This is a genomic window from Embleya sp. NPDC005971 (assembly GCF_040629175.1).
Classification (GTDB): Bacteria; Actinomycetota; Actinomycetes; order Streptomycetales; family Streptomycetaceae; genus Embleya.
On sequence record NZ_JBEXUX010000071.1, the window covers coordinates 25850 to 49800 of the forward strand.

Here is a 23951-nt window from a genome sequence, read left to right on the forward strand (position 1 = left end):
CGCCGAGCCGGCTACCCGGCCGCCGCGATCAGGTCCGCGCCCAACTCGCCCAGTGCGGTGGCCAGCAGGTGGGTGTTGGCGCGCGGGACCGTCGGGACGACCGAGGCGTCCACGATGTGCAGTCCGCTCAGGCCGTGCACACGCAGGTCCGCGTCGACCACGCCGGCCGCCGGATCGCCGCTGATTCGGCAGGTGCCGACGCCGTGGTAGAAGGCGTAGTGCGAGTCGGCGAACGACGGACACAGCACGTCGTCGGGCGTTTCCGCCGCGGCCCGGACGCCGGCCGGGTCCAGGGCCAGGCCCGATGCGGCCACCACCCGCGCGGCCAGCCGTACCCCGATCGCCAGCCGTTCCAGGTTGTCGCGGTCGGCGGTGAACGGCCAGGAGATCAGGGCCGGCGCGTCCGGTGCGTCGCCGGTGGGGGCGACCGAGCCGAAGCCGTCGGGCAGTTGCAGGGCGACGCTGATCTCGATCTCCCTCGTGCCGTCCGGGTTGCGCCGGGCGACGGGGGTCAACTGGAGGTCGTGCACGCGTTCCCCGCCCGGACGGGCCGTCGCGCGCGCCAGGGTCTGGAGCGTCGGTCCGCCGTCGGGTACCGCGTCCGGCCGCACCGCCGCGCGATAGGACACCACCATGTGATCGCTCAAGCCGCCGCCGACGGCGGGCAGTTCGTGCACCGGCTCGATGCCCAGCGCGGATATGCCGGCGGCCGGGCCCACGCCCGAACGCCACAACAGCAGCGGATTCTGCACGACCCCGGCGGACAACACGACCCGGCCCGCGTACACCCGCTCGCCGTCGGCCAGTTCGATGCCGGTCGCGCGACCGCCGGTGAGCAGCACCCGTCGCACGTGGGCGTCGCCGCGCACCGTCAGGTTCGGCCGGTCGCGGGCGGCGTCGAGGTAGGCGACGGTGTTCGACACCCGCCGAGTGCCGCGCCGATTCATCGGGATCGGGCCGACCCCGGTGGATTCGGGGCGGCTGTGGTCGGGGCAGAACGGCAGGCCCGCCGCCACGCATCCGTCGACGAAGCCGCGCTGCAACGGCGTCCAGTCCGCCTCCGGATGCCGCACGATCGGGATCGGTCCGGCGTCGCCGTGGTGCGGCTCGTCGCCGAAGTCCAGGTCGTGCTCGATCCGGTTGAGGTAGGGCAACATGCGCTCCCACCGCAGACCTTCCGGCCACGCCGCGAAGTCGGCCGGCTCCGGACGCAGCGCCACCGCCCCGTTGGTCGCCGACGAACCCCCGACGCCGCGCCCACGCGCGTAATGGAGCGTGCGCCCGCCGGTCGAGGCGACCCGGTCGCCCCAGTTGTACGGCCAGGCCACCGGCCGGGACAGGTGCCGCAGTTCGTCCGGCAACGCGTCGGGGCGGTGGTCGGGCCCGGCCTCGACCAGCAGCACGGACCGCTCCGGGTGCTCCGACAACCGGGCGGCCAGCACACATCCGGCCGAGCCCGCGCCGACCACGATCACGTCGAACGTGCCCGGAGCGCCTCCCGAGTATCGGCGGTCGGACGCGGTCCGGTTCCCGGTATCGGGCTTCACCTGGCTGGCTGACATGCGAACTCCTCCACTTTCCTGACTACGGATCGAGCATGTTGTTCGAGGACACGACCGGTCGGCCCGGCCCGCCCGGCGTGATCCGGCGGGCGGCGGCCTACCCGGGGCCGGCCGCCGCGGTCTCCCAGGTCGCGCGGGTCGCGGCGAGGGTGGCGGCGGCGAAGATGTCCAGGTCGGCGGCCCGCCAGACGTCGGAGAGCAGTTCGACGCTCACCACGCCGTCGTACCCCTTCGCCGACAGCGCCGCGCAGAACCGGTCGAGCTCCAGGACGCCCTGCCCCGGCAACACCCGGCGGTGCATGGATTCGTGGTGCACGTCGTCCGAGATCGGCGCGGGCGCGTCCGCGAACTGCACGAAGCCGATCCGCCCGGCCGGCAGCGTGGCCAGGTCCGCCCACGTGCTCGGCCCCCGGAAGAAGTGCCAACTCTCCACGACCAGGCGCAGGTTCGGGTCCGCGACCCGATCCAGCAGCCGCATGGCGGCGGGAATCGAGTCGATGTCCCGGGTGGGCAGGAACTCCAGCGACAGGCCGATCCGCGCCGCGGCCAGGGCCCGCGCGCATCGGGCGGTATTGGCCACTACCGCGTCGTCGATCTCGCCGGTGACCACGCACAACACCTGTGCCGGGCGCAGGAACCGTGCCACCCGAAGCACCTGTTCCAGGCTGTGCAGCGTCCTCGTCGGGTCCGCGGAGATCGAGAGCGGGACCAACTCGTAGCAGGTCAGGCCGTGTTGCTTCAGGCAGGCGGCGAGATCGGCCGGGGTCAGGCCGGCGCGTTCGTGCGCCAGCACGGAGGGGAGGTCGAGGCCGATGTGGTCGTAGCCGGCCGACGCGGCGGCGGCGATCTGGTGGGGGAGGGACGGCGCGAGTCCGTAATACGTCGAATGGTTGAACGTGTTGAAGCTGTAGCGCATTGACACCTCCTTGTGAGGGCTATCATAACCATGATAGCTATGAAGCCAGGCGGCAGCCCGGAATCCGGCCGCCGCCCGGCCCGCCCGCCGCCACCCGCCAGGAGCCCCGCATGGCCGCACCCGACGACGACACCGGACTCCGGCGGATCAGCCACGTGGAACTGCTGCATCGGCCCGGTGAGCGTGCGCAGGCCCGACGGGTGCTCGAACTGCTGGGCTGCCGCGTCCTGGATCGGGGCGGCCACTTCTTCAGTGCCTTCGTCGAACCCGCGGTGAGCGACTACCGCGCCAACGTGCTCTACGCGTCGGAGGTGACTCCCGAGCAGTGGGCCTTCGAGCAGCAGTTGGGCGTCGCGAGCACCGAGGGGCCGTTGGCCCGGGCGCAGGCATCGTGGATGGCGCACATGCGGGCAAATCCTCAGTATTCCTATCATTTCGGGCTGCGGCTGCCGTCCGAGCAGGTGCTGGACGCGGCACTGGCCCGGGTCGAGGCCGCCGGGCGCCCGGGCGGAGACCTCGCGGGCCGGATCGAGGTGGTGTCCGTCTTCCGCCCCGGCGACCCCGACGCCGCGACGGACACGATGGTCCAGGCGTTCGTCCGCACCGATGTCGTCGCCTGCGGGCTGATCGCCCTCGGCCAACACATCGAACTCCAGTGGCACCTCCCCGGGCCGACCACGACGTAGCGCGTGCCGACGGGGGATCCGCGGACCCGTCCTACGGGTTCGCGGGTTCGCGAAGCCGTTCTCCCCGGCCCGGCCCGCAGGTGCCCCGGACCGCGGCGGCCTGCCCGTCGCCGGGCGACGACGCGCGGGCCGAGGCCACCGCGGTGTCGCCCGCCCTCGGTTGCGACGCGGTGGACATCGGCTCGCGCGCCGACAGTTGGCGCGGCGAGCCGGACACGCCGGTCCGCATCCGGCCCCACCTCGGCGAGGTGCCCGCCGTGGGCGTCGAGAGGTTCCTGCGCCGGACGCCGGGTACGCCCGGCATGGTCGTTTCGGCGGCGCGGGTGCGCGCGCTCGTGGACGCGGCAGCGCGTCGCTCGGCGGGCGAGGCGCTGCTCCCGAGCCGCGCCCGACCGGGATCGGGCCGACCGGGGGCCGTTCGGGACGGCCGGGTAGGTCCGTGCGGGTGGTCCTCGGGCGCCGGCGTGCGGCGGAGGTCGTCGTCGAGGTGGTCGATCGTGCCGACCTCGTGCGGGAGTTCGGTGGCGGCGGGGTGTCGCCCCGGTGGGCCCGGCGGCGGAAGACGTGGTCCGGCTCGGTTCGGGGATCGTGTATACGGTCGGCCCAAGTGGTAGATACTGGGCAAATCGGCCTCGGTGTCCGGAGGGATCGAAGGGTGACGGAAGACGGTCACGGCGCGTCCGACTTCGAGCTGCCCGCGGAGTGGACGGTCCCGCTGGCGCACGCCGTCTTCGATCAGGGGGCGATGCTCCTCGCGGCCGTCGACGCCGACCTGCGGATCATCGCCACCAACGCGAGCGTCGAGCTCTTCCCGCGCACCCCGATGAGCCGCGGGGACGACATGCGGGCCGCCCTCACCCGCCTCGGCCTCGACCAGCCGGCGTCCGCCCTGGTCGGGGCGCTGTCCCCGACGGGGCCGGCCCTGCGGGCCTGGCAACTGCTGCCCGCCCGTGCCGCCGACGGCACGCTCCTGCACCTGGGCGTGGGCATCCTGCGGGTCGAGCGCACGACGGGACACACGCTCGGGCTGCTCGTCACGATGAACGACACGACCGAGCTGGTACGCGCCGAAACCCGCTTCGACGTGGTCCGCGAAGCCTCCGAGAGCATCGGCGCCTCCCTGGACGTCGCCGAGACCGCACGACAACTCGCCGACCTGTTCGTGCCGCGCCTGGCCGACTTCGCCGCCGTACACCTGGCCGAGTCGGTCCTGGCCGGGGAGGAGCCCGCCGTCGACCCGGCGACCGGCTACACCTCCGAGGTCCGCGCCGGCGTGGCACACCCGGGCGAGGCGTGGCCCGCGACACTGGTCCAGGTCGGCGAACGACTGCCCGTCCCGCCCGACATGCCGGCGATCCGGGCGATGGAGTCCGGGGCCACCCTGTTGATCCCGCGACTCGACGTGCTCCCGGCGGACGCCGTGGGGGTGGTACCCGACAACGCCCACAGCCTGCTGGCCGTACCGCTGTTCGCCCGCGGCCACGCGCTCGGCAGTGTGCAGTTGTGGCGCACCGAGCGCCGCGAACCCTTCGACGAGGGCGATGCCCGGCTGCTCGAAGAGGTCGCCTCGCGGGCCGCGCTGAGCGTGGACAACGCCCGCCGCTACACCCGCGAACGCAACGTCGCGCTGGCCCTGCAACGCAGCCTTCTGCCCGAGGAGGGCACCGACGAACCGGCCGCCGAGACCTTCGCGGCCTACCTGCCCACGTCCTCCTCGGCCGGCATCGGCGGCGACTGGTACGACATGATCCCGCTGTCCTCGCTGCGGTTGGCCTTCGTGGTCGGCGACGTGGCCGGGCACGGCCTCCAGGCCAGTGCGACGATGGGCCGGCTGCGTACCGCCGTTCAGGCGCTCGCCGACATGGACCTGCCGCCGGACGAATTGTTGGCCCATGTGGACGACCTGGTCCAGCGTTTCCCCATCCGGCCGAGCGGTGCCGCGGAGGCGACCGGTGCCACCTGCCTGTACGCGGAATACGACCCCGTCACCGGGCGGTGCCGGATGGCCTCGGCCGGGCATCCGCCGCCGGCGGTGCTGGGGCCCGACGGGCGCGCCCGGTTCGTGGAGTTGACGGCCGGCCCGCCGCTGGGGGTCGGCGGCATGCCGTTCGAGATCGCCGAACTCGACCTGGCGCCGGGCAGCGTGCTGCTCCTGTACAGCGACGGCCTGGTCTCCGGACCCGACCACGATCTCGCCGCGGGCATGCGCCGCCTCCTGGATCGGCTCGAACACAGCGATCTCGCCCATCGGGACCTGGACAAGGTCGGGCGGGAACTGCTCGACGCCGCGACGACCGGAGCGCGCGAGGACGACACCACCCTGCTGCTGGCCCGGGTGCGGCCGTTGCCCGAGCAGGACAGCGTGGTCTGGGAGTTGCCCGCCGATCCGGAACAGGTGGCCCGGGCCCGCGAGTCGTCGACCGCGCAACTCGCGGTCTGGGGCCTGGAGCACCTGGTGTTCACCACCGAACTGGTGGTCAGCGAACTGGTCACCAACGCCATCCGATACGGCGAACACGGCCCGGTCACGCTGCGCCTGGTCCGCGGCCGGGACGTGCTGATCTGCGAGGTCTCCGATGCCGGCAACACCCAACCGCGGCTGCGCCGGGCCCGCTCCACCGACGAGGGCGGGCGCGGGCTGTTCCTGGTGGCGCAGCTCACCCGGCGTTGGGGGAGCCGTTACCAGCAGAGCGGCAAGACCATCTGGGCCGAACAGGAGATCTCGCCGGCCACGGACGTGTGGGATCTCGGCCTCGATTGACCGGGCTCGTCGCGGGTCGGGGTCGCTCGTACGGTATTCGTCGCGGATCAGGTCGAAGGGGTCGGGACGGTGGGGCGTACGGGGTGTTTGCTCATGATGGACACGCGGTTGAAGGCGTTCATGGTGATCGCCACCCAGATCACCGCGGAGATCTCGTCGTCGGTCAGGGTGGCCCGGGCCGCGGCGTACGCGACTTCCTGGGCGCCCGCGTCCGCGGGATGCGTGGTGGCCTCGGCCAGGGCCAGGGCCGCCCGCTCCCGGGCGCTGAACAACGCGGTGTCGCGCCAGGCCGGCAGCACGGCCAGGCGCTGGGCCGTCTCGCCCGCGCGCAGGGCGGTGCGGGTGTGCAGGTCGAGGCAGAACGCGCACGCGTTGAGCTGGGACACCCGGATGTTGATCAGCTCGACGAGCGGCCGGTTCAGGCCCGCCTCGGCGGCAGCCTCCCGCACGGCCTCGGCGGTGCCGGTCAACGCCTTGTACGCTCGCGGGCTTCGCTTGTCGACGAACACCCGTCCGCCGGTGGTCGCCACTGCCGCTTCCGTCACGTGCACTCCCTCGTCGCGCGATCTCTCGTCGCTCGTCCTATCATCGATTCCTTGATTGTTGAAACTGGAACTTTCTGACGGGAAAGGAAAACGCGGATGACCGATCAGGGTGTGGCGCCCGTCGTCGTACACGTGGCCGACCGGGATCGCTACGAGATTCGGATCGACGGCACGTTCGCCGGTGTCACGATGTACCACGACCGGGGTGGGCAGCGCGTCTTCTACCACACGAAGATCGACGACGCCTTCGCCGGACGAGGACTGGCCTCCGTGCTCGTGCGGGAGGCGCTGAACGACGTGCGCGCCGGCGGCCGGCGGATCGTTCCGGTCTGCCCCTACGTCAAGCAATTCCTGGGCAAGCACCAGGAGTTCGCCGACATTGCCGACCCGGTGACGCCGGAGATCCTGCAATGGCTGGACGGGGCGGCCGGCTAGCGCTGGGTCTCGGCGTCGTCGGGCGGCGTCGGCAGTGCCTGCTCCGCCCAGATGATCTTGCCGTCCGGGAGGTAGCGCGTGCCCCAGCGCGTGGCCACCTGGGCGACCAGGAACAACCCTCGGCCTCCCTCGTCCATGCCGGCCGCGTAGCGCATGTGCGGTGCGGTACTGGCGCCGTCGGTGACCTCGCAGATCAGGCAGTGGTCGCGCAACAGCCGTACCCCGATCGGCTCGGTGCCGTAGCGGATGGCGTTGGTGAGCAATTCGCTGAGGATCAGTTCGGTGCCGAACGACAGTTCCGCCAGCCGCCATTCGTCCAGCTTCGCGGAGACCGCCTCGCGCATTCCGGCGACGGCGGCCGGATCCGCGGGCACCGTCCAGTCGGCCACCCGGTCGGCTCCCAGGACCCGGGTGCGGGCGATCAGCAACGCCACGTCGTCCTTGGGGCGAGCGGGCAGGAGCGCCGCCAGTACGGCCCGGCAACTGTCCTCCGGCGACCGGCCGGCGTGCGCCAGGGCCCGGCGCAGCAGTTCCATGCCGACGTCGATGTCCCGGGTGCGGTCCTCGATCAGGCCGTCGGTGTAGAGCACGAGCGAACTGCCCCGCGCCACCTCGAACTCGGCCGTCTCGAACGGCAGGCCGCCCAGCCCCAGCGGCGGCCCGGCCGGCAGGTCGGGGAAGTGCACGCGGCCGTCGGGGTCGACCAGCGCGGGCGGTGGGTGTCCGGCCCGGGCCATCGTGCAGCGTCTGGACACCGGGTCGTAGATCGCGTACAGGCAGGTGGCACCGATGATGCCGGTGCCGACCGCGGACTCGGTCTCGTCCTGGTCGATCCGGGCCACCAGGTCGTCCAGGTGGTCCAGGAGTTCGTCCGGCGGCAGGTCGAGCGTGGCGAAGGTGTGCACGGCGGTGCGCAGCCGGCCCATGGTGGCGGCGGCGTGCAGGCCGTGCCCGACCACGTCGCCGACGACCAGCGCCACCCGGCAGCCGGAGAGCGGGATCACGTCGAACCAGTCGCCGCTGACCCCGGACTGCGCGGGCAGGTAGCGGTGGGCCACCTCCAGTGCGGCCTGCTCGGGCAGGGCACGCGGCAACAGGCTGCGTTGCAGGGCCACCGCCAGGGTGTGCTCACGGGTGTAGCGGCGGGCGTTGTCGATGCTCACCCCGGCTCGGGCGACCAGTTCCTCGGCCAGCGACAGGTCCTCCTGGTCGAACGGCTCGGGTCGCTCCAGGCGCCAGAAGTTGGCCACGCCCAGCACCGCACCCCGGGCCTGGACGGGGACGGTGATCAGCGAATGGATGCCGTACGCGACGATCGCGCCCGCCCGTTCCGGATCCTGCGCGTGCCAGCCGGTCGCGCCGGCCAGGTCGGCCACGATCTCGGGTCGGCCGCTGTCGAGCCCGCGGGCCTGCGGGGTCGAGGAGACGAAGTCGATGAGCGTGCCACGCGGGTACAGGGGGTGATCGTCGCGGACGCCGCGCACGGCGATCCGGCGCATTCTGGCGTCGCTGCCGGTCGGCTCGCCGCCCTCCAGGACCGGGTCGGCCACGTCGATGGTGGCGAAGTCGGCGAACCGGGGGACGGCGATCTCGGCGAGTTCCTCGACCGTGCGCACCACGTCGAGGGTGGTGCCGATGGATCCGCCCGCGTCGTACAGCAGCCTGAGTCGCCCGCCCGCGACCTCGACCCGGCCGGCGAGCGCGGTCAGCTCGGTCGAGTCGCGAATGGTCGCCACCGTGCTCCCGTGGCCGCCGTGACGGTCCGTGGCGCGTTGGTTGACCGCGAGCAACCTGCCGCCGGCCAGGTGCACCTCGTCGGTGATCGGGCGGCCGGAGGCCAGCAGCCGGGCCATCTCCGGGTCGAGATCGGGCAGGTCGGTGATCCGTCGACCCTCGGCGTCGGGCGGCAGTTCCAGCAGCCGGGTGGCCTCGTCGTTGGCCAGCACCAGGCGCCCGTCGTCGCCGACGATCAGCACGCCTTCGCGGACCGCGTGCAGCACCGAGTCGTGATGTTCGTACATTCGGGTCATCTCGGCCGGGTCCAGGCCGTGGGTCTGGCGCCGCAGCCGCCGGGTCACCAGCGCGGTTCCGCCGGTGGCCACCGCCAGGCCGGCCGCGGCGGTGCCCAGGATGATCGGCAGTTGCCGGTCGAGCACGCCGCTCACGTTCTCCACCTTGAGCCCGGCGATGACCAGACCCCGGACCGTGCCGCCGGCGTCGATGACGGGCACGACCGCCTGTTCCTCGTGGCCGAGCGGGCCGTAGACGCTTTCCACGATGGTGCGGCCGGCCAGGCCCGGGGCGATGGTGGCGACGACACGCTGCCCGATCAGTTCCGGTCTGGGGTGCGTGTAGCGAATCCCCTCGGGGCTGGTCACCACGATGAAGTCGACGCCGGCCTCCCGGCGGGCGGCCTCGGTCAGCGGTTGCAGCACGGTGCTGGGGTCGGGGCTTTGGAGTACGGCCGGCAGGCCGGGAGCGTGGGCGAACGTCTGCGCGACGGAGAGCGCCCGCTGCCGGGCCTCCTGGTCGTTGTCGTACCGGGATTGCAGGACGAGCGCGAGCACCGCGCCGGCCACGAGCAGCACCACGATGACCACTTGCAGTACGAAAACCTGCCCGGCGACGCTTCTCGGGCGCCTGTCGGGCGGTGGCTGAACCGATGCGCCCCGGAATCGGCCGAAACCGTCGGCCATGTCTATCGTTCTACCCCGCTCGGCGGGGTCTGACCAAAACGGGATGTCACGCCCGTCGAGGCGGTCGCGGGTGGTTGCTCGCGCGGTCGCCGGGCCTGCTCCGGCCGCGTGGGCGACGGGAGCAGGCTCGGTGCCGGCCGGGGTCAGGCCGGGGCCGCGCCGAGGGCGGCGGAGACCGCTTCGTCGGACAGGGCGGCCACGCGGAGATGGATGTGGGCGACCCGGTCCAGGCGGTCGGGGGTGCTCTCGTGGGCGCGCAGGTGGGTGGCCAGGGCGGCGATGGTGCGGGACGTGAAGATCGCGCGCACGGTGGCCTTGTCGGAACCGAGGGTCTCGCGCAGCCGGCCGACGATGGTGGTGGCCAGGATCGAGTCGCCGCCGAGGGCGAAGTAGTCGTCGTCGCGGCCGAGTTCGCGGGTGCCGGCGGGCAGGGACTGCTGCCAGATCGAGGCGATCAGGCGTTCCAGGTCGGTGCGCGGCGGTTCGGGCGGGGGGCCTGCGGGGCGACGTCCCCAGAGGGGGGCCAGGGCGCGACGGTCGACCTTCCCGTTGGCGGTCAGCGGCAGTTCGTCGACCAGGACGATGTGTTCGGGGATCATGTGCGCGGGCAGCGACTTCTCGGCCGCCGCGCGCAACCGGTCCGCACGCACCTCCGGTTCGGCGACGACCGCGGCGACCAGGGCGCCCTCGTGCACGCCGGCCACCGCGCGCCGCACTCCCGCGACGGCGTCGAGCGCGGTCTCGATCTCGCCGGGTTCGATCCGGAAGCCGCGCAGCTTGACCTGATGGTCCGCGCGGCCGAGGAACTCCAGGGTGCCGTCCGGCAGTCGCCGGGCCAGGTCGCCGGTGCGGTACCAGCGGTGTCCGGCGACCTCGTGGAAGCGGTCCGCGGTGCGCTCGGGGTCGCCGCGATAGCCGGCGGCCACGCCGGCGCCGCCGATCCACAGTTCGCCGGGGACCCGGTCGGGGCTGTCCCGGCCGACCGCGTCCACGACCCGACAGCGCACGTTGCGCAGTGGGGTGCCGTACGGGACGGCCCGCCAGTGCGGCGGGAGTTCGGTGCCCGCGGGCACCTCGTACACGGTGGAGTGGATGGCCGTCTCGGTGGTGCCGCCGAGGGCGACAAAGCGGCAGTCGGGGGTTTGTGCGTGCAGTCGGCTCGGGAGGTCGACGGTGACCCAGTCGCCGCCGAGCAGCACCACGCGCAGGTCGGTGCCCAGGCCCGCCGAGTCGGCCGCGGCGCCCGCGGTGAGCAGCATGTCGAGCAGGGCCGGTACGCAGTTGACGACGGTGACGTGCCGCTCGCGGACCAGGTCGACCCAGCGGTCGGCCTCGCGTCGGTCCTCGTCGGCGGGCAGGACCACCGCGCCGCCGACCGAGAGCAGGCCGAAGATGTCGAACACGGACAGGTCGAAGTCGAGTGCGGACAGGCCCAGCGCCCGATCGTCCGGGCCCAGCGCGAACCGCTCGACCAGGTCGTCGATGGTGTTCATCGCGGCGCGGTGCGGGACCTCCACGCCCTTGGGCTCGCCGGTGGATCCGGAGGTGAACAGCACGTAGGCGATGCTCTCCTCGTCGACGGTCGGCGGTGCGGGGACCGCGTCGGCGTCGGCGGCCGGGCCTGCGGTCGGGAGGGGTTCGGCGGGGACCTCGGCGAGAGCCTCGGGGAGGGCGAGTGCGGCGGCGTGCGGCGATCCGCCGGTGTTGCCGTCGGCGTCCAGGACCAGTCGGGCGCGGGCGGTGCGGTGGATGCGCTCGCGGCGGGCGGGCGGTTGTTCGACGCCGATCGGGACGTACGCGGCGCCGACGGAGAGCACGCCCAGGGCCGCCACGATCTGGTCCGGGCCCTTGGGCAGGGTGATCGCGACGGTGTCGCCGGCCCCGACGCCCCGCGTGCGCAGGGCGCCGGCCACCCGTCGGGCCCGCTCGGCGAGTTCGCCGTAGGTCAGGGTGCCGCCGTCGTCGTCCGCGCGGCCCCAGACGAGCGCGGGGGCGTGCGGCCGGGTCGCGGCGTGCGCGAAGAAGCCGTCGTGCAGGGCGCGGTGCGAACGCGCGGTGTCGGTGGCGTTCACCCGGTCCAGGACGGCCCGTTGCGCGGCGGGCAGCAGTTCGGGGACCGGCGCGCGCCAGTCGGCGTCCGCGTTGCCCAGCCGGGTGAGCAACTCCCGGTAGGCGCCGAACATCGCGTCCGCGACCCCGTCCGGGAAGGCGTCCTCACGCACGTCCCAGTTGACCAGCAGGCCGCCGCGCACCTCGGTGATCTGCGCGTCGAGCAGCACCTGCGGGCCCTGCGAGACGATCCAGGACGGTTCGCCGAACAGGCCGCGTACCTCGGCGTCGAAGAGTTCGCCCAGGCCCAGCGCGCTGGTGTAGACGATGGGCGCCAGCACCTGTTCGCCGCGGGCGCGGGCCACGTCGCGCAGCACGTGCAGGCCCGAGTGGTCGGCGTGCGCGGCGTCGTGGTGCATCCGCGTCTGTATCGCGCGGGCGTGGTCGAGGAAGGAGCGCGGCTGGGACATGTCGACGTCCAGGAGCACGGACCCGGTGAAGTCGCCGACCAGGCGCGGCACGTCCGGGTGCAGGTCCTCGCGGTCGAACAGGGGCACGTTCAGCAGGAATCGGGGGGTGGCGCTCCAGGCGGCCAGCACGGCGGCGAAGGCGGTCGCGAAGGCCATCGCGGGGGTGACCCCGTGCGCGTGCGCGCGGCCCGACCAGTGGCCGCGCTCCTCGGGGCTCAACCACAGGTGGCGCCGGGTCACCCGGGTCAGGTCGGCCGGTAGCGGGTTGCGCAGCGGGAGTTCGGGTGCGCCGGGCAGGTCGGGCAGGCGCTCGTGCCAGTACGCGGCGGCTCGTTCGGCGGCGGCGCGGCGCAGTGGGGGACGGGCCGCGAGGTAGCTGCGGTAGTCGTAGTCGAGTGCGGGCGGGGCCGGTTCGGGGTGGGTGTAGAGCAGCGCGAGGTCGGCGAGCAACACCCGGTAGCTGAGCGCGTCGGCGGCGACCATGTCCACGTCCAGATGCAACCGGCTGCGGTCGCCGGGCAGCAGGGTCACCCGCAGGTCGAACACCCGGCCGGACTCGATGTCGAGCATCTGGTGCGAACATTCGTCGCGGATGCGTTCCAGGCGGCCGGCGACGCTGTCCGGGTCCGCGTCGCGCAGGTCCAACACCCGCAGCAGCGCGTCGGGTCCGGCGGGCAGGATCTCCTGCCGGCCGTCGTCGGTGACGCGTACGCGCAGCATGGGGTGGCGCGCGACCAGGGCGCGGGCGGCGACTTCCAGGCGGGCCGGGTCCACCGCGCCGCCGGGTTCGGTGTCGAACTCGGTGTACAGGTGCGCGGCGACCCCGCCCAGCGTCTGTCCCTCGGAGCGGCCGATCCAGTAGGCGTGTTGCATCAACGCGAGCGGAAACGGGCCGGACTCCGGTGTGCGTTCGGGCGTGGGCTCGGGTCGCGGTGCGGGCGGCGGTGTGGTCGGCGCCGCGGCCGGCGGGAGTTCGGTGTCGCCGGTGAGGAGCGTGATCCACGCCGCGACGGTCGGGACGGTCGCCAGGTCGGCGAAGGTGACCCGGGCGCCGCTGCGGCGCCAGCCCCCGGCCAGCCGCATCAGCCGCAGCGAGTCGAGCCCCAGCGCGATCAGGTCGTCCTCGTCGCGCAGGGACTCCGGTGCCACCTCCAGCAGTTGCGCCACGTCGCGCCGGACGTCCTCGACGGTCAGCCGCACGCCGTTCTCCTTCGATCGCGAATGGGTCCACAGGACACGAGTGCCGGCGTCGCCCGGGCGACTCGTTCTTGACACTCACCTCGAGCGTCACAAATATAGGGTAGGCAAACCTAAGTCAGGCAAGGCTTTTCGACTGTTCAGACCGTTCGCCGCTCCGCGGAGCCGGCGCCGAAGGGGCCACGCCTTGACGAGTGCGAACCCGGCCGACGAACGCCGCCGCGAACTGATCCGGCGGCTGCTGGCCGAAGCCGGCATGCAACCGGACACCCCCACCGACGGCGTCCGCCCCCGCGACCGGAGCGCACCCGCACCGTTGTCCGCCGTGCAGCACAGCCTGTGGCTGCACCAACAGGCCGACCCCGACAGCACGTCCTACAACGGCTGCCTGCTCATCCGCCTTCGCGGCCCGCTCGACGTCGCCGCGCTGCGGGTGGCCACGCGCGAACTGCTGCGCGTCCACGAGGTCCTGCGCACCACGTACCACGCCGACGAGGCCGGCGTGCCGTACCAGACGATCGCCGACCCGCCGGAGAACCCGCTGTCGGTCCGCGACCTGACCCACCTGCCGGTCGACGCGCGCGACGCCGAGGCCGAGCGGATCGCGCGGCGCCTGGCGGCCCGCCCGTTCGACCTGGCCCGCGAACGCTCCGTGCGCTACGAACTGCTCGCCCTGGGGCCCGCGGACCACGCACTCGTCCAGGTCGTGCACCACATCGCCTGGGACGGCGGCACGTGGGGCGTGCTCGCGCGCGACCTCGCCGCGTTCTACCGGCGCGCGGCCGGGCCGGACGGCGCGTTCACCGCGACCGCGCCGGGCGTACAGTACGCCGACCTCGCCGCGTGGGCGCATACCCGGCCGGTCGACGAGGCGGGTGCCAAGTTCTGGCGGGCCCGCCTGACCCCGCCGCCGATCCCGCCCGACCTGCCCGCCGACGGCCCCAGAACGGCGGCGTCCGACGAGCGCGGCGGCCGGCACGTGCACCGCATGGCCCCGGAACTGCCGGTCCGGATCCGCGAGTTCGCCGCCGACTGCGGCGTCACCACGTTCACCGTCGTGCTCACCGCGTTCGCGGCCGTGCTCCGGCGCCACACCGGAGCCGTCGACCTGCCGATCGGCACGCTCGTGATGGACCGCGCCGACCCGCACGCCGCCGACCTGATCGGCAACTTCGGCAACACCGTCGTGCTGCGCGCCGATCTCGCCGACGACGCCCGACCATTGACCTTCCGTCAGGCCACCGCCCGGCTCGGCGACGTGTGCACCGACGCGTTCGAGCACGGGAACGTGCCCTTCGACCGGGTCCTGGACGCGGTCCGCCCGCCCCGCCGACCCGGCCGACCACCGCTGTTCGACGTGATGTTCGGCCTGCTCACCCGCGAACTCGGCGACCTCGATCTGCCCGGCCTGGAAACCTCCTGGCGCCATGTGCACAACGGCACCACCCAGTTCGACCTCGCCCTGGAGGGCTTCCTCCGGGACGACGAGCTGCTCGTGGAGGCCACCTACCGCACCCCCCTGTTCGCGCCCGACACGATCGAGCGCCTGCTCGGCCACCTGGAACGCCTGCTCGGCGCCGCGCTGGACCGGCCGGACGCACCGCTGGCCCTGCTCGACATGCTTCCGCCGGCCGAGATACCCGGACAACCCGACGACGACGCCGAGGACTTCCCCGCCGGGGGCGTCGCCGAACTCGTCCGGGCCGTCGTCCGCGAGCACCCGCACGCCCTCGCCGTCCACGCCGGCGACACCGCCTGGACCTACGCCGACCTGGACGCCCGCGCCGATCGGATCGCCGCCGGCCTCACCCTCGCCCTGCGCACCGTCGGTACCCGCACCGTCGGCACCCGTACCGTCGGCACCCGTACCGAACCCGTCGTCGCCCTGGCCCTGCCGCGCACCGCCGACCTGGTCGCGACCCTGCTCGCGATCCTGCGCATCGGCGCCGCCTACCTGCCCCTGGATCGCACCCACCCGCCCGAGCGGGTCGCCGCGATGCTCGCCGACGCCGCACCCGACCTGCTCGTCTGCGACGCCGACTACACCCCACCCGGCGAGATCGCCCGCGTGCTGCGCCTCGACGACCTCCCGGCCACCACCGCCGCCGACCCGGCCCACCCGCCGATCCACCCGCTCACCCCCGCCTACGTCGTCTTCACCTCCGGCTCCACCGGCCGCCCCAAGGCCGTCGTCGGCACCCAACGCGCCCTGGTCAACCGACTGCGCTGGGGCCGCACCGCACTGCCGGCCGAGCCCGGTCCGGGCGTGCGCCTGGCCAAGAGCGCGCTCGCCTTCATCGACGGCAGCACCGAACTCCTGGGCGCCCTCGTCGCCGGCGACACCCTCGTCCTGGCCGACGACACCACCGCCCGAGACGCGCTGCGCCTGACCGAGCTGGCCGAACGCAGCCGTGCCGGCGTACTCACCGTCGTCCCCAGCCTGCTGGCGACCCTCCTCGACACCGCCCCGCCCGGCGCGCTGGACGGCGTGCACACCTGGATCTGCTCCGGCGAAACCCTGCCCACGGCCCTGGCCGACGCGGTCACCACCCGACTGCCGCACGCCACCGTGGTCAACCTGTACGGCTGCTCCGAAGCCGCCGGCGACAGCCTCGCCCACCTCCACCGGGCCGGCGCCGGCGGCGGGTCGTCCACCGTGCCGATCGGCCGGCCGATCGCCCGCACCCGGGCCCACGTCCTGGACACCGCGCTGCGTCGGGTGCCCATCGGCGTCCCGGGCGAGCTCTACCTCGCCGGCGACGGCCTCGCCCGCGGCTACCTCGGCCGCCCCGGTGCCACCGCCGAACGATTCGTCGCCGACCCCTACGGGCCGCCGGGCAGCCGGCTCTACCGCACCGGCGACCTGGTGCGACGGCGCGCGAACGGCGAACTGGAGTTCGTGGGCCGGGCCGACCACCAGCTCAAGATCAGGGGCGTGCGGATCGAACCCGGCGAGATCGAGCACCACCTGCTGCGCCACGAGGGCATCGCCCGGGCGCTGGTGACGGCCTACCGCTCCGGCACCGCCCTGTGTGCCTACCTGGTGCCCACCCCGGGTGCCCGCGTCGACGTCGACGCGGTGCGCGCCGACCTGGCCCGTACCCTGCCCGGCCCGCTGCGGCCCGACGCGTACGTGCTCCTGGACGCGTTTCCGCTCAACCCCAACGGCAAGCTCGACCGCAACGCGCTGCCGGTCCCGCAGGCGATCGCCGCGCCCACCCGCGCGCCGGCCGACGAACGCGAACGCGCCCTGTGCGCGATCTTCGCCGAATTCCTCGACCTGGCACCGGAACACGTCGGCCCGGACCAGGACTTCTTCGCGCTCGGCGGGCACTCGCTGCTCGCGGCCCGGCTGGCGAATCGGCTGCGCCTGACCTTCGCGGTCGACATCGCCGTGCCCGACGTCTTCCACGCGCCCACCCCCGCGGCCCTGGCCCGACTGGTGGACACGGCCGAGCCGGTGCGCCCGCGGGTACGCGAGATCGCCGTACCGCGGCCGGCACCCGCGTCGTTCGCCCAGGTCGGCCTGTGGTTCGAGGAACAGGTGCGCGGGCCGTCCGCGGCCTACAACCTGCCGCTGGGCCTGCGGCTGCGCGGCCGGGTGGCGCCGGAGGCGATCCGCGCGGCGGTGCACGACGTGGTCGCGCGGCACGAGAGCCTGCGCACCCTCCTGGTACCCGGCGCCGACGGCGCACCCCGGCGCGAGGTGCTCACGCCCGAAGCCGCGCAGGCCCGGCTGCACTGCGCCGTCGTGCCGGCACACACCCGGTCGCCCGAACAGGTCGATGCCGAGGTGGCCGCGCTCGCGGCGCGGCCGTTCGACGTCGGCGTCGATCCGCCGCTGCGGGCCGCGCTGTTCGTCGGCGCCCCCGACGGGGAGAGCGTCCTGATCCTGGTGCTGCACCACAGTGCCGCCGACCGCTGGTCGTTCGGACCGCTGCTGGCCGACCTGTCCGCCGCCTACACCGCGCGCACCGCCGGAACGGCGCCGCCGCCGCGTCCCGAACCGGTCGCCGGACACGGCGCGTACGCGGCCTGGCAGCGCACGATCCTGGGCGGACGGGACACGCCCACCGACCTGACCAGGCGTCAACTCGAATACTGGTCCGCCACGTTGCGCGACGCGCCGGAGGAACTGGCGCTGCCCGCCGACCGCTCGCGACCGAGCGAACGCAGCCACCGGGGCGCGAGCGCCGAACACACCCTGCCCGCCGACCTCGCCGACGCTCTGCGCGACCTCGCGCGCAGCACCGGCGCAAGCGTGTTCACCACGCTGCACGCGGCCGTCGTCGCGGTCCTGCACCACCTCGGGGCGGGCGAGGACATCCTCCTGGGCGCACCGGTCACGGGCCGCGCCGACGAGGATCTCGACGCCGTGGTGGGCCTGTTCGTCAACACCGTCGTGCTGCGCACCGGGGTCGGCGGCGACCCCACCTTCGTCGAACTCCTCGACCGCACCCGAACCGGCGACCTGGCCGCCTTCGCGCACGCCGACGTGCCCTTCGACTGGGTCGTGGACCGACTCCGGCCCACCCGCACCCTGTCCCGGCACCCGCTGATCCAGGCCACCCTCACCCACCACCGCGCCGAGGAGATCGACCTCGCCCTGCCCGGAACCCACGCCGAACCGTTCGCCCCGAGCACGGGCGCGGCGATGTTCGACCTCGACCTGCGCTTCGTGGAGACGGCCGGCGACGGCATCCGGGTGCACGCCGGCTACGCGTGCGACCTGTTCGAACACGCCACCGTCGTCGCACTGCTGGAGCGGCTGCACCGGCTGCTCGCGCAGGTGCTCGCCGACCCGCACGCGCGCCTGAGCAGCCTGGACCTGCTCGCCGACGCCGAACGCCGACAGCTCGTGCACGAGTTCAACGCCACCGCACACCAGGTGCCCGCCGACACCGTGGTCGAGCGTTTCCGTGCCCAGGCCCGCCGCACCCCGCTCGCCCCCGCCGTGATCGCCACCGACGGCACGGTGACCACGTACGAACGGCTGGGCGCCCGGATCCGGGCGAGCGCCCGACGGCTGGTCGACGCCGGCGCCGGGCCCGGCGCCCTGGTCGCCGTGGCGCTGCCGCGCTCGCCCGACCTGGTGGTCGCCCTGCACGCGGTGCTCGCGAGCGGCGCGGCCTACCTGGCGCTCGACCCCGAGGACCCACCCGCCCGCCTGGCCGAGACGCTCTCCGACGCCCGACCCACGCTGGTGCTCACCGATGCCGGGCACGCGGAACCGTCCTGGGGGCGGCCGGTGATGGTGATCGACGACGACACGGACGCCGCCGCCCCGGTCGTCGCACCGCCGCTCGCCGCGCAGCCCGCGTACGTGCTCTACACCTCCGGCTCGACCGGCCGGCCCAAGGGCGTGCTCGTCTTGCACGGCGCGTTGGCGAACCAACTGGCCTGGGTCCAGGGCGAGTACCGGCTCGGCCCCGCCGACCGGGTGCTGCACAAGGCACCGATCGGGTTCGACGTGTCGCTGTGGGAGCTGTTCTGGCCACTGGGCGAGGGCGCCGCCGTCGTGTTGGCCGCCGCCGAGGGGCACCGCGACCCCGCGCACCTGGCCGCGCTCCTGGCCACCCACGCGGTCACCGCGGCGCACTTCGTGCCGCCGATGCTGGACGCGGTACTCGACACCGTCGAGGCCGGATCCGCGCCCCGCCCCCCGTCGTTGCGGCTGCTCCTGTGCGGCGGCGAGGTGTTGCCGCCGGCCACCGCGGCGCGCAGCGCCCGAGTACTCGGCCTGATGCCGCACAACACGTACGGGCCCACCGAGGCCACCATCACCGCAACCGCGTGGAATCCGGCCGCACCGGGCGCCGGCTCGGACACGGACGCGGTACCGATCGGCCGCCCGGTGTGGAACACCGGTGCCCTGGTCCTGGACGCCCGACTGCGCCCCACGCCGATCGGCCTGCCCGGCGAGCTGTATCTGACCGGCGCCCAACTCGCCGACGGATACCTGCATCGGCCCGGACAGACCGCCGAACGTTTCGTCGCCGACCCCTACGGCCCCGCCGGCACTCGGATGTATCGCACCGGCGACCTGGTGCGCCGGCGCGCCGACGGCGTCCTGGTCTATCTGGGCCGCACCGACCGGCAGGTCAAACTGCGCGGGGTGCGCGTCGAGTTCGGCGAGATCGAAGCGCACCTGAACCGTCGGACCGACCTCGCGACCGCCGTCGTCGGCGCCCGACCCGGGCCGACCGGCGCGCCGATCCTGGTCGCCCACGTGGTGCCCGCCGCGGCGGCCGACGTGGACCCCGAGGCGCTGCGCGCCGAACTGGCCGAGCACCTGCCGGAACACCTGGTCCCGGCCGCGATCGTGGTGCTGTCCGCGCTTCCGCTGATGCCCAACGGCAAGCTCGATCGGGCGGCGCTGCCCGATCCGGTGGTCGCGCCGAGCACTCCGGACACCGTGCCGAGCGACGGAGCGCAGGCCGAACTGGCCCGGATCTTCGCCGAGGTGTTGCGGGTGGACCGGGTCGGCGCGCGGGACGGGTTCTTCGCACTGGGCGGCGACAGCATCGGCGCCACCCTCGTGGCGACCAGGGCCCGGTCGATCGGGCTGCGGTTCACGGTCAAGGACGTCTTCCGACACCAGAGCGCCGCCGCGCTCGCCCGGGTCGCCCGACGCGAGGACCCGAAGGCGGCGGTGTCGGCCGCACCGGCCCCGCCCGCATCGGTGCCGGCCGCGCCGGTGCCGCTCGCCGATCCGCCGCTGTCGCACGTGTTCCGCGACGGCGGGACCGGGCCGAACGGCCACCACGTGTGCGCCGTGCGCCCGATCGCGGCCGGCCGGGACGAGTTCCCGACCGGGGCAGTGACCGAACTCGTCGGTCGATACCCGGCCTTGCGGCTGCGGATCGAAACGGTCGGCAAACGGCTGTGGCGCACCACCTCGGTCGCCGAGGCGGACCCCACCGTGCGCGTCGTCGCGAGCACGACGGCGGACCCCGCGGGGGAACCGGGCCGGATGGCCGCCGAGTTGGATGTGACGCGCGGACCGACGCTGGCGGTGACCCTGACGCCGGAGCGCCTGTTCGTGGTCGCGCACGCGCTCGCGCTCGACGCGGCGGCGGTCGAACGGGTCGCGGACGAACTGGCCGCCGTGTTGGCGGAGGAGTCGCCGGGGACACCGTCGCCGCCCACGGCCGGGCCGCTCGACGCGGACCCGGACGAGGTGGCGCGCGCCGACGCGGACGAGAGCACCTGGGCCGAGGAACTGCGCGACGCGGCACCGGCACCCGCCGTACAGGGCACGGCTTCGGGCCGCCCCCTGTTTCTGGCGGCCGTCGTCGCCCGCGCCGGCGGAGCCGGCCCGGACGAAGCCGTCCGGGCCGCCGCCTGCGCGGCGTTCCTGAGCGCCCTACAGGCACGCACCCCCGACGTGGAGAAGTTGCTGATCGACCGGCTCGTGGATCCGTTCCGCCGCCGAGCGCCCGAATCGGCGCCCCCGGTCGGCTCGTTCGCCTACGTCTACCCCCTCACCGTCACCCGGGGCGGCCCCGCGCCGGAACCGCGCGCCGCCGACCTGCGCGGGGCCGGCTACACCCGGGTGCGCTACGCGAGCCGGTCCGGCGCACGGGTGCTGGGCCGGGGCGCCCGCGCGGAGATCGTGCTGCGGGACGCGCCCGCCCGAGGGTGGGCCGACGACATGCCGTCGGCGGTGAGTACGCGCTGGCCCCTGGACGCGGCGATCGCCGTGGCGGCGGGCGAGGACGGCACCCGATGCCGGCTCACGCTGTGCGCCGGGCCGAGCGTCGACGCGGACGACGCCCGCCGCCTGCTCGCGGCCTGGGCCGCGGAGACGGCCGCGCGCATCCCGGGCGCCACGATCACCACCGGCACCACGACGACGACAGCGAACACGAACTCGGGGCGGACGACGTGAGCGACCTCAAACCTTCGAACGACCACCCGGTGCACACCCCCGTGGCGCTGTGGCGGCGCGAGGCGTTCGAGCACGCCCCGCCCACGGTGCGCGCGCTGATCGCCCCGCCCGAACTCACCGCCGAGACCGCACATCTGCGGGCGACCGCGGTGCTGGCCCGCCACCAACGCCTGCGCACCGAGCAGCCCACGGCGTGGTGCGGCACCTTCAGCGTCGGCGCGGACGCCCGGCGCTCCACCGCCCGGGTGGCCCGCGTGGACGCGACTCCCGCGACCGCGTGGGTGGATCGCGGCCCCACCCGGCCGGGGCTGCTGGTCGTCGCGGTGCCCGGCGGCCTGCTCGACGGGACGTCGTGGCGCATCCTCGCCGAGGAACTGCGCGCCGGACTGCGCGGCGAACCGCTGGGGCCCGAGCCCGCGACGCCCGCGGACTACGCCGCCGCCGTCGCTCGGGACGCCGCCGACCCGGACCTGCTCGACCGCGCCATCCGCTGGTTCACCCTGATGGACCGGGTGGACGAGCTGGAGACACCCGCGCCGTGGGACACGAACGAACCCGGGATCGCCGACACACCCCCCGCCGTCGTCGCCGACGTTCTCGAACTCCCGCCGGGGACGGTCGCGTTGACCCCGGACACGCCACTGCGGGCGATCCTGGCGGCGACCGTGGCGAAGGTGCTGGGCGAGTCGGCCGCCGGACCGCTGTTCCTCGACATCGCCGAGGACGACCGGGACCGGCACGGCGATCGATTCGCGCACACCGTCGGCGACCTGCGACGGGTCTTCCCCGCGCTGCTGGAACCCGGATTCGGCGATGCCGGTGTATCGGCCGCCGACGCGCTGCCCGCCGATCCGCGCGGCGCGGCGGACTTCGGCATGGCGCTGCATCTGGTCGAGCAGATCGCCGGTGCGCTCGCCGATGCACCCGAGGCCGGCGTGCTGCTGGCCTACGGGCACACCGACCTGGGTGACGAACCCCTGCTCGCCCACGACCGGGACAGCGACGGGCACTCGCTCTCGCGCTATCCGCTGCGCCTGGACCTGTGGGTCGACCACTCGCCCTCCGGCGCGGGCCGACGCATCGCGCTGCGGGTGGTCGCCGACCCCAAGACGCTGCCCGAACTCGACATCGCGGCCCTGCTCCGGTCCTGGCGCGCGGCCCTGCTCCCGGCCCTGCCCGACGCGGGCTCGGCCGGGAACGCGGAGGGCGGCCGGGTCGACGAGGCCGCGCTCGATCGCGCGCTCGGCGGCGCGGGCGTTGCCGAGGTGCTGCCGCTGTCCCCGTTGCAGGAGGGGCTGCTCTTCCACCTCATGCTCGACGGCGCGGCCCGCGACATCTACGTACAGCAGGCCGTGTTGTTCCTGGACGGCCCGGTGGACGTCGAGCGGCTCGCGGACGCGGCTCGCCGGGTCCTGGAGAAGTACCCGAACCTGCGGGCCGGCTTCGTCGGCACCGAGGACGGACCCGTGCAGGTGGTGCCCCGACGGTTCACCGTGCCGTTCACCCACACCGACCTCACCGCAGCCGATCCCGCGGCCGGACCCGGTGACGGACCCGTCGACGTCGAGGCCGCGTTCGAGGCGTTCGCCGACCGCCGGCGCGAGATCCCGTTCGACCCCGCTCGCCCACCGCTGATCCGCTTCGCCCTGGCCCGTACCTCCGCCACCGGCCACCGGCTCCTGCTCACTTCACAGGTGGCCCTGCTCGACGGCTGGTCCGGCGGCCTCGCGCTGACCTCGCTCCTGGAGTTCTACACCGACGCCGCAGCCGAGGACGCGCGGTCCGCCACCCCCTTCCGGGTCTTCCTGCGCTGGTTGGGCACCCGCGATCACGACGCGGCCCGCGCCGCGTGGTACGCCTATCTGGGCGACGTCACCGAACCCACACTCCTGGCCGGCCCACGCCCGCCCGGCGACGACGCCACCCCGGACTCGGCCGGAGAGATCCACCGCGAGGTGCCCGCCGCCCTGGCCGGCCGCCTGGCCGCCCGCGCCCGTGCGGCCGGGGTCACCGTCGGCACGCTCTACGAAAGCGCCTGGGGCCTGCTGCTGGGCCGGCTCACCGGACGCGACGACACCGTCTTCGGCGCCCTCGTCTCCGGCCGGCATCCGGACGTCGATGGCATCGACACCACCGTCGGCGTGCTGTTCAACACCGTCCCGGTACGCGTGCGTTCGGCGCCCCACGAGTCGATCGCCGAGCTGTGGCGGCGCACCCAGGACGACAAGGCGGACCTGCACGACCATCCGTACCTGGGCCTGAGCGAACTCCAGGCCATGGTGGGCGCGGGCCCGCTCTTCGACACCTTCTTCGTCTTCCAGAACCTGCCGCTGCCGGACAAGAACCGCGGGTTCGGCCCCGACGGGGCACTGCGCGTGCTGGGCCACGCGGTCCGCGACGCCACCCACTATCCGGTGTCGGTGGTGGTCACCCCGGGCGAGGTGACCCGCCTGCGGGCGATGTACCACGACGACGCCTTCACCCGCGCCGACGTCGAAGTGCTCACCGAACGCTACCTGCGGATCCTGGAAGCCTTCGCCGACGACCCGACGCGCGGCTGCGCCCGGATCGACGTACTCGCCCCCGCCGAACGCGGCCGGCTGGTCGCCGGCTGGAACGACACCACCCACCCGGTACCCGAACTGACCGTGGCCGATCTGCTGGAGGAGCGTGCGGCGCTGGTCCCGGATGCGGTGGCGGTGGTGCAGGATCCGGAGGGTGTCGCGCCGTTGGTGTGGTCGTA

General features: G+C 74.1%; 11 protein-coding genes. 5 read left to right on the forward strand and 6 right to left on the reverse strand.

Annotated features, from left to right (window positions below):
- Positions 1-11 precede the first annotated feature (11 nt).
- Together ABZ374_RS39830 and ABZ374_RS39835 are read right to left on the reverse strand one after the other, a co-directional pair.
- Positions 12-1562 (reverse strand): GMC family oxidoreductase N-terminal domain-containing protein, encoded by a 1551-nt coding sequence (locus tag ABZ374_RS39830; RefSeq protein WP_360321483.1) that lies wholly within the window; start codon positions 1560-1562, stop codon positions 12-14.
- Positions 1563-1659: 97 nt separating this feature from the next.
- Complete coding sequence (locus tag ABZ374_RS39835; RefSeq protein ID WP_360321486.1) at positions 1660-2478, reverse strand: sugar phosphate isomerase/epimerase; 819 nt, start codon at positions 2476-2478, stop codon at positions 1660-1662.
- A 110-nt stretch (positions 2479-2588) separates the two neighbouring features.
- On the opposite strand from ABZ374_RS39835, the gene ABZ374_RS39840 reads away from it, so the two are divergent.
- The gene (locus tag ABZ374_RS39840; protein WP_360321489.1) at positions 2589-3164 is read left to right on the forward strand and encodes a hypothetical protein; all 576 of its coding nucleotides are present in this window, start codon (positions 2589-2591) and stop codon (positions 3162-3164) included.
- A 31-nt stretch (positions 3165-3195) separates the two neighbouring features.
- Here ABZ374_RS39840 and ABZ374_RS39845 read toward each other — a convergent pair whose 3' ends face one another.
- Positions 3196-3393, reverse strand: a complete 198-nt coding sequence (locus ABZ374_RS39845; RefSeq protein ID WP_360321492.1) for a hypothetical protein — start codon at positions 3391-3393, stop codon at positions 3196-3198.
- A gap of 426 nt (positions 3394-3819) precedes the next feature.
- Here ABZ374_RS39845 and ABZ374_RS39850 point away from each other — a divergent pair, with 426 nt between their 5' ends.
- Complete coding sequence (locus ABZ374_RS39850) at positions 3820-5925, forward strand: SpoIIE family protein phosphatase (RefSeq protein ID WP_360321495.1); 2106 nt, start codon at positions 3820-3822, stop codon at positions 5923-5925.
- 47 nt (positions 5926-5972) lie between these two features.
- Here ABZ374_RS39850 and ABZ374_RS39855 read toward each other — a convergent pair whose 3' ends face one another.
- Positions 5973-6470: a carboxymuconolactone decarboxylase family protein gene (locus tag ABZ374_RS39855; RefSeq protein WP_360321498.1), complete on the reverse strand. Its 498-nt coding sequence runs from the start codon at positions 6468-6470 to the stop codon at positions 5973-5975.
- Between the two features lie 96 nt (positions 6471-6566).
- Between ABZ374_RS39855 and ABZ374_RS39860 the strand changes: the two genes are divergently transcribed.
- On the forward strand, positions 6567-6905 hold the full coding sequence (locus ABZ374_RS39860) for a GNAT family N-acetyltransferase (RefSeq protein WP_360321501.1): 339 nt from the start codon (positions 6567-6569) through the stop codon (positions 6903-6905).
- Here the strand turns inward: ABZ374_RS39860 and ABZ374_RS39865 are convergent.
- Together ABZ374_RS39865 and ABZ374_RS39870 are read right to left on the reverse strand one after the other, a co-directional pair.
- On the reverse strand, positions 6902-9601 hold the full coding sequence (locus tag ABZ374_RS39865) for a SpoIIE family protein phosphatase (protein WP_360321504.1): 2700 nt from the start codon (positions 9599-9601) through the stop codon (positions 6902-6904). The two genes, ABZ374_RS39860 and ABZ374_RS39865, sit on opposite strands and share 4 nt — an antisense overlap.
- A gap of 143 nt (positions 9602-9744) precedes the next feature.
- Positions 9745-13320, reverse strand: a complete 3576-nt coding sequence (locus ABZ374_RS39870) for an amino acid adenylation domain-containing protein (protein ID WP_360321507.1) — start codon at positions 13318-13320, stop codon at positions 9745-9747.
- Between the two features lie 184 nt (positions 13321-13504).
- On the opposite strand from ABZ374_RS39870, the gene ABZ374_RS39875 reads away from it, so the two are divergent.
- Together ABZ374_RS39875 and ABZ374_RS39880 are read left to right on the forward strand one after the other, a co-directional pair.
- The gene (locus tag ABZ374_RS39875; protein WP_360321510.1) at positions 13505-21208 is read left to right on the forward strand and encodes an amino acid adenylation domain-containing protein; all 7704 of its coding nucleotides are present in this window, start codon (positions 13505-13507) and stop codon (positions 21206-21208) included.
- A partial coding sequence (locus ABZ374_RS39880) for a condensation domain-containing protein (RefSeq protein ID WP_360321513.1) occupies positions 21205-23951 on the forward strand: 2747 nt, incomplete at its 3' end. The genes ABZ374_RS39875 and ABZ374_RS39880, both read left to right, overlap by 4 nt.